Origin of the sequence: Roseivirga sp. UBA1976 (assembly GCF_002336325.1) — a bacterium.
In the GTDB taxonomy this organism is placed as follows: Bacteria; Bacteroidota; Bacteroidia; order Cytophagales; family Cyclobacteriaceae; genus Roseivirga; species Roseivirga thermotolerans.
Genome location: NZ_DDDQ01000103.1, coordinates 1 through 7318 on the forward strand (window position 1 = coordinate 1; position 7318 = coordinate 7318).

Annotated in this window: 6 protein-coding genes; 4 read left to right on the top strand and 2 right to left on the bottom strand. The window is 44.2% G+C overall.

The features are described 5' to 3' along the window. From B3763_RS10205 to B3763_RS10220, 4 genes are all read left to right on the top strand, one after another. Window positions 1–346: DUF5686 family protein (locus B3763_RS10205; protein WP_286746199.1), on the top strand; the 346-nt coding region annotated here is incomplete at its 5' end. A 105-nt stretch (window positions 347–451) separates the two neighbouring features. Then, a complete protein-coding gene (locus B3763_RS10210) occupies window positions 452–1105 on the top strand; it encodes an ExbD/TolR family protein (protein ID WP_286746201.1) in 654 nt (217 codons plus the stop codon). Between the two features lie 81 nt (window positions 1106–1186). After that, window positions 1187–1801 carry a thiol:disulfide interchange protein DsbA/DsbL gene (locus B3763_RS10215; RefSeq protein WP_286746203.1) on the top strand — a complete coding sequence of 205 codons (615 nt, stop codon included), beginning with the start codon at window positions 1187–1189 and terminating at the stop codon, window positions 1799–1801. A 69-nt stretch (window positions 1802–1870) separates the two neighbouring features. Next, a complete protein-coding gene (locus tag B3763_RS10220) occupies window positions 1871–4036 on the top strand; it encodes an acylase (protein WP_286746205.1) in 2166 nt (721 codons plus the stop codon). 69 nt (window positions 4037–4105) lie between these two features. Here the strand turns inward: B3763_RS10220 and B3763_RS10225 are convergent, their stop codons facing one another. Both B3763_RS10225 and B3763_RS10230 read right to left on the bottom strand, forming a co-directional pair. Further along, complete coding sequence (locus tag B3763_RS10225) at window positions 4106–6772, bottom strand: ABC transporter permease (RefSeq protein WP_286746207.1); 2667 nt, start codon at window positions 6770–6772, stop codon at window positions 4106–4108. After that, window positions 6762–7103 carry a PadR family transcriptional regulator gene (locus B3763_RS10230; RefSeq protein WP_286746209.1) on the bottom strand — a complete coding sequence of 114 codons (342 nt, stop codon included), beginning with the start codon at window positions 7101–7103 and terminating at the stop codon, window positions 6762–6764. The genes B3763_RS10225 and B3763_RS10230 overlap by 11 nt, the downstream gene beginning before the upstream one ends. Window positions 7104–7318 lie beyond the last annotated feature (215 nt).

Here is a 7318-nt window from a genome sequence, read left to right on the forward strand (position 1 = left end):
CTTTAGAGGTAACCGAATGCTTTTTGTTCCGATGGATGTGACCGGGGGATATCGGTTGCTAGACTATTACCGACACAGCACCCGCGAAGAGTACGTTTCTGTGTTATCACACATTCGCTTTAGAAAATTATTATTCACCCATATTCCGGCATTAAGACTTACCGGGGTAAAGGAGAACCTATTTGTGAACTACCTGCATACGCCATCGTCAGACAATTACATGGAGGTAGGCTATACTATAGATAATCTTTTGCGCGTGCTTAGGGTCGAATTCATTCAGTCGTTTCAAGGTTGGAAGGCTCGCGAGTTTGGGGTAAGAATTGGAGTATCGTCCCTTTTCCAATAATCAACTAGACTAAAAGTGTTTTTGCCTCTGGCCGTATGGTGTAAGGCAATGTTTGCTTTAAAACTAATTAATTAGTTAATTAACTATGAACTTAATTTTAAAGCCATGTCATATCAACGAAACCGCCCCGGACAAGAGGTGAGTGCCGGCTCAATGGCCGATATTGCCTTTCTTTTACTTATTTTCTTTTTGGTTACCACGCAAATTCTCAACGATAAGGGTTTGCCTATGGTGTTACCACCGAAGACATTGCATGTCGATACTCCCATCAATGAGCGCAATATTCTTAAGATTCAGGTCAACTCGCTCGATCGGATTATGGTAGAAGACAAAGAGTTGCAAGATATTTCGACTCTCAGAAATATCGTGTACGACTTTGTGCTCAACTTTGGAAGGCCCAACACCAACAAAGTAGTCGATGGCATGAGCGATGTGGAGGTATTCAATAGTCTTCCACCGGCAATGAAACAATACATCAGGCAAAACTTAGAGAGTAAAACCTCATCGGATGGGCCCAGTAAGGCCATTGTATCTATAAAGACAGACAGGGGCAGTAGCTATAGCAAATACATAGAAATAATGGATGAAGTTTTTGCCGCTTATTACCGCATATATGGAGAGCGCGTGGGGCTTAGTGCCGAAGAATACAGAAAGTTGAACAGGAACTATCCGGAGCAGCGCTATTTATACGAGAAAGGCAAGCAGGGAATAAACAAAGCCGTTTCCTTGGCCGATCCCAGTAAACAAGGGGATGGCTGATAGGTTACTCTGGCCACCTTAAAGCTCATTTTTGTCTTTATTAAGTAGCTCAATTACTTTACTTTCGCAAAAAAGAGAAAAATGAGAAAAGCAGCTTTATCCCTCCTTTTTGCCTTTGTAGCACTGGCAGTTCTGGGTCAGAACGATTTTAAAGAAGGGGTACATTACGATATTGTATCAGACAAAAAGTCAGAATCGCCCGTTGTTACCGAGTTTTTCTCTCTCTTCTGTGGCCATTGCTTTCAGTTTGAACCTTTAATTGATACACTGGTAAAGGCATTGCCCAGCGGTGTTAATTTCGAAAAGTCTCATGTAGATTATATTCCACGCGACAATAAGCCGGTGAGTTTTGGCATTGTAAAGGCGTTTATTGTGATGGGAGATTTAGGAAGGCAAAAGGAGTTGTCTGAAAAGTTTTTCACGGCTATACATCTGGGCAAAGAACCTATCGATACAGAGAGTGAAATTAGACAGATTTTTATTGAAAGCGGAGTTTCGGCCGATGAGTTCGACAGACGCTATTCCAGCCGGGAGGTAGTGCAAAGAGCTGAGAAAATGGCAGCCCTATGGGTAGACCGTCAAATATCAAGCGTTCCCACTATTGTGGTGAACGATAAGTATAAAATCAATATGTCGGCCTTGAGTAATATGGAGCAACTTATCGCTCTCACCAAACAACTGCTTAAGAAGCCTTAATCGTCCACTCACAAAATAGCTATTGCAGCTTAGCAATTCTTCATTCAATTTGAGGCAAACCTTAAATTCATGAAGAAGCTATTTTTTCTTTTGCTTATTGCTCTTGCCTTTGCTTGCGAACCGAAGACCTCGGAAGAAGTTGAACGGTGGGAAGAGCAGGCTGCCCGTGTTGAGATTATTCGTGACGACTTTGGAATTCCACACATCTATGGTAAGTCTGATGCAGATGCGGTGTTTGGAATGCTATACGCCCAATGCGAAGATGATTTTCCCAGGGTAGAACGAAATTACTATTGGGCCATTGGTCGTCTTGCCGAAGTTGAAGGTGAGCAAGCCCTATATAGCGATTTGCGTGCCCGTCTATACATGACAATCGATGAAGCCAAAGCTCACTACGAAAGCGCACCCGATTGGCTAAAGGAATTATGCCAGGCCTATGCCGATGGTATTAACTACTATTTACATACTCATCCGGAAGTAAAACCAAAAGTGCTCACCCGCTTCGAACCATGGTTCCCGATGTTTTTCTTTGAAGGGTCAATAGGTGGCGATATCGAAAGCGTATCTACTCGCAGTATCGCTTCATTTTATGGCGAAAATGAGGCAACGGCTTTTGCCGATTGGGAAGAACCAGCCGGATTTCTCGAAGAGCCAAAGGGTTCTAATGGATTTGCCCTGGCAGGTAACCTGACCGCCTCAGGCAATGCAATGTTGCTTATTAACCCTCACACGAGCTTCTATTTTAGAGGTGAATCTCAGGTGGTTAGTGAAGAAGGGCTCAACGCCTATGGGGCCACTACCTGGGGGCAGTTTTTCATATATCAGGGGTTCAACGAAAAGAATGGTTGGATGCATACTTCTACCCGCGTAGATTTTAAAGACGATTTTTTAGAAACGGTGGAAGAGCGCAATGGCAAGCTTCAATACAAATATGGCGATGAGTGGAGAGACGTTTGGACATCTGAAGTAACCTTAAAGTACAAAGATGGAGACGAAATGAAAGAAAAGACCTTCCCCCTTTATCGTACCCATCATGGCCCTATTACCGGCAAGTCTGGCGATAAGTGGGTGGCTACCGCGCTCAATTGGGAGCCGGTGGATGCACTCATTCAGTCTTTCAACCGAACCAAGACAAACAACCATGAAGAGTTTTGGGAAATGATGAAGATTAGAAGAAATTCATCGAACAATACGGTATATGCAGATGCAGATGGAAATATAGCCTACTATCATGGGGACTTCATTCCAAAGCGCGATCCGCAATTTGATTATTCGCGTCCGGTTGATGGTTCAGATCCAAGAACAGACTGGCAAGGAATGCATAGCCTGGATGAGATCATTACCATAGTAAATCCGGGCAATGGCTGGATTCAGAACTGTAATTCTACTCCGTTTACGGCAGCGGCAGAGTTTAGCCCTAAACAAGAAGACTATCCATACTACATGGCTCCCGATGAGGAGAATTTCAGAGGAATTCATGCCGTTCGTGTGCTTAGCCAAGCCAAAGATGTGACCCTGGACGGTCTTATTGAGCTGGCCTACGATCCGTATATTCCCGCCTTTGAGAAGGTGATTCCGGCATTGGTAGCTGCTCTGGAACGCAACTCCGCTAAGAAGCAGCAGCACATGGAGGCATATAATATTCTGAAAAACTGGGATTTTGCTACCGGCAAAGAGTCCGTGGCAATGACCCTTGCTCAGTTTTATGGCAATGCCTATTACCGAGGTGGTGAGGTGCCAAGAGAAGGTAATGGTATGGAGCGTTTTGAGCACCTGGCCACCGGAGTTTCTGACTCCAAGAAGATTGAAATATTTGAAACTGCCCTGGCAGAAATTGAAAAGGATTTTGGAACCTGGAAACTCCCTTGGGGAGAGTATAATCGCTTTCAGCGATTATCGGGAGAAATAGATCTGGAGTATGACGATGACCAACCGAGCATAGCTGTTGGCTTGGCTTCCGGCCGCTGGGGGGCGTTGGCTTCTTTTGGTGCCCGGTCGTATGACACCAGAAAGATTTATGGCTCCTCGGGCAACAGCTTTGTAGCTGTGGTTGAGTTTGGAGATAAGGTGAAAGCCAAAAGTATTCTGGCCGGAGGCCAAAGCAACGATCCAAATTCACCTCACTTCTATGATCAGGCACAGCGCTATGCCGATATTAAGTTTAAAGATGTGGCCTTTTATAAAGAAGATGTGCTAAAGAGAGCAGAGGAGACGTATAGACCAGGTAAAAGGTAATTGGTTGAACAGAAAACAGAAATCGGTGAGGCACATCGTGCTGATTTCTGTTTTCTTGTTTTCTAACAACTATTCGGTACGCAGATTCTTCACCGGATTGGCAACTGCAGCTCTGATAGAATGATAGCTGACCGTTAACCAGGCCACCACAAGTGCCAATGTTCCACCAATAACAAAGGAGACCCAGGTATCGAGCATTTCTATACGATAGGCAAAACTTCCGAGCCATTGCCCCATTACCCAAACAGATGCAGGAATAGCAAGAAGCAGCGAAATGGCAATGAGTTTATTAAAGTCTTTCAACAGTAGCCAAACCACCACTTGCGAACTGGCTCCCAACACTTTTCGTACTCCAATTTCCTTAATTCGGTTGCCAATCATGAAAGTGGCCAGGCCAAATAAGCCAATACAGGCTATCCATATGGCAATACCAGTAAATACCATGAACATATCTCCAGAGCGTTGTTCCGCTTCATAGAGTGCCGAAAGATCGGTATCGAGAAAGCTGTAAACGAATGTTTGGTTGGGGGCTATTTCCTGCCATAGTTTTTCTACCTGGGCTACAATGGTGGCCCCTTGGTTAGTCGATGTTTTTAGGGCTATGGCTCCTATGTTTCCACCTTGAGAGCTTTCGCGGCTAAAGATGGCCATAGGGGTTATTTCTGTGTGGAGCGATTTGTAGTTATAATCGCTAATTACCCCAACTACTTCATAAGTAATGTCGCCTTGAGGGTTGTTGGCCCCTTGAACGTTTACAATACGCTGACCGATAGGGCTGTGCTCTATGCCCAGTGCTCTGGTGGCGCTTTCATTGAGAATAAGCGCCAATGTATCCTGAAAGTCTTTGGAAAAGCCTCTTCCTTTGGCCAGTTTAATGCCCATGGTTTCTATATAGTCTTCATCGAACACCGCACAATTCAGGGCTATAGATTCGTTGGTTCCTGCCGGCCTGAACGAGGCTCCGTAGTAAAAACCTGTTCCGGGCATGGCTGAGGTAAGTCCTACCTTGCTCACTCCGGGTATAGCTTCTAATTCGTTTTTAAAGGTGGTAAGGTCGGGGATGCCAAAAGCACGCGATAACACCAGAACATTTTCACGGTCGAATCCAAGGTTTCTTTTTTGCAGGTATTGCATTTGCTGGCCAACAATGAGTGTTGAACAAATGAGTACGATGGATACGAAAAACTGAAAAACAACCAGCCCGTTGCGTATCCAATATCCTTGCTGACTCTTAATGAGTTTGCCTTTGAGCACCACCACCGGTTTAAAAGAAGAGAGTACAAATGCCGGATATGTTCCGGCAAGAATGCCAAGACCAAAGCTGGCAACCAGAGCCAGCCCTATGTTTAATGGAGAGGCAAAGGTTAAAAGGCTGATTTCTTTGTCCAAATAGGTGTTGAAAGGTGGTAGTGCCAGGTAAATCAGTAGTATGCCAATGAGCATACTTACTATGCTCACCACCACAGATTCTATGATAAACTGACTTACTAGCTGTTTTTTCTCAGAGCCCAGCACTTTTCTAATGCCCACTTCTTTGGCACGTTCTGTAGAACGGGCGGTGGCCAGATTGATGAAGTTAATGGCGGCCAGTATTACAATGAAAACAGCGATGGAAAAGAATATATAGATATAGGTGATGTTTCCGTTGGGTTCGAATTCACCCTCTAAATGAGATTTTAGGTGAATGTCTTCAATGGGTTGCAGAAAGTAACGATAACCGTTGCCGCTGGCTGTATAGTCTTCAAATGAGATGCGTTGCTCTCTTTCAATTTGACCGGCTGCATACTTTTCTACCACTTCTTTCATTTTTTGGTTAACAGTGGCAGGTGCTACTCCTTCCGACAGTTTCAGGTAGTTGTATACAGAGAAGTTAACGTAGTTTGGTTGTTGGAAGAAGGGCAGCCCTTCCAGGTTGACAAGGAAATCGAATTTGAAGTGAGTGTTTTTAGGGGTGTTTTCTACCACACCGGAAACCTCTAAGTCGCCAATATCCGTTTGCAGTATTTTACCAATGGGAGACTCCGTGCCGAAATATTTTAAGGCCATTCGCTCAGAAATAAGCACTGAGTTGGCCGTATTAAAGATATTCTGCCGATTGCCCTGTAGAAGCTTTATGCCAAAGAAATCTAAAAAATTGGCTTCTCCGGCTATAATGTCGTTTTCCAGAAAGGTTTCGTTGTTGTAGGTAACGTTGGTGCCAAATCCGGCCGGGAAAATGCGCGTAAAATCCTCAATTTCAGGGAAATCTCTGGTTGCCTGCTCGGCCATTGAGTAAGGTGTAATGGCATAGTGCGAGGTATGGTCGGGATATATTCTGTCTAAGGCAAGCCGGTAGGTTCGTTCGTAGTCAGGGTGATAGTTGTCAAAATTGGTTTCGCTATTTACATACAATAATAGAATGCCACAGACCGCAATACTAACTGCCAGGCCACCTATGTTTATGGCCGTGTAAAGTTTATTTTTCAACAAGTTGCGAAGTGCTAGTTTGGTGTTGATTTTAAACATGTCGTAAAAAATTGAGTTGTCGATGAGTTTAAGCCTTTTGAGTACAGAGGGTCTGATCATTTTAAGAACCTCTTGTTTGTAAATAACCGATGCTTTCCGTTTCCCCAACTGTTCCACGTTGTAGTAAAACTCTTCTTCCAAATCGCCCTGCAACTCATCAAAGAGCTGCTCTTTGCAAAGCCATCGGAAGAGCCTAACGTAAAACGATGGGGGAGAAATTTTACCAGGCATATTGCAGTTCCAATCGAACATCGGGAATCTGATTCCACAGCCTGTCACGTGTTGCTTTTGCTTCTATGAGTGCTTCTTTGCCCTTATTGGTAACCTCATAATACCGCTTGGGTCTTCCGCCACGAGCTTCGTTGGCTTCCCCTTGTTTAGAGCTTAGTAAGCCTTTGTCTTCCAGGCGACTAAGGGCTGTGTGCAAAGCCCCACGGCTAATCTGCCTGCCCCCCTGTTTGTTGATCTCCTGCTTTATAGTTACCCCGTAAGCGTTGTCTCCCAATACCAAAATTGTGAGCAGCGCCAATTCCTCGAATTCACCAAGATTTGTCCCTTTCATAGTATCAAGTTCTAATTTGTAGACGAATATAGTTAAATAAAGTTCTAAAATGTAGACTTGATGCTGATTAGATAATTTGAGGATTTGTTGATTAATCTAATCTGAGTTCGATGTAAGGAAGTAGTAAAATGTCCCCCTTAGGACGTCATTGCGGAATTTTCCTCTGAAAACTTTACATACGCAAAGGAAAATATCCGCAATCTCATTTAGGCTCT